Genomic DNA, 364 nt, shown 5'->3' with positions numbered 1-364 from the left:
AACGTCGACATCGCCGACTCGCCGGTCGAGGCGTCGCAACTGGCGCTGCTGCTGGCGCGCATCGCCGACGGCACGATCTCCAACAAGATCGCCAAGGAGGTGTTCGCGGCGATGTGGGAGGCCAAGTCGGGCGACGAGCATGTCGCCGACGCGATCATCGACCAGAAGGGGCTGCGCCAGATCTCCGACAGCGGCGCGCTCGAGGCGATCGTCGACGAGGTGCTGGCCGCCAACGCCAAGTCGGTCGAGCAGTACCGCGCCGGCAAGGAGGCGGCGCTCAACGCGCTGATCGGACAGGCCATGAAGGCCTCGAAAGGCAAGGCCAACCCGGCCCAGCTGACCGAACTGCTGAAGAAGAAACTGG

The 364-nt window shown here is 66.8% G+C and carries 1 protein-coding gene; it reads left to right on the top strand.

Translation table 11 applies throughout. The features are described from left to right. Nucleotides 1-364, top strand: a 364-nt coding sequence (locus D0817_RS26875) for a hypothetical protein (RefSeq protein WP_497756101.1), incomplete at both ends; no start/stop codon positions are given.

Origin of the sequence: Flavobacterium cupreum, assembly GCF_003996965.1 — a bacterium.
Taxonomy (GTDB): domain Bacteria; phylum Bacteroidota; class Bacteroidia; order Flavobacteriales; family Flavobacteriaceae; genus Flavobacterium; species Flavobacterium cupreum.
The sequence above is the reverse complement of the archived record's forward strand: the minus strand, read 5'-3'. Positions and strand labels throughout refer to the sequence as shown.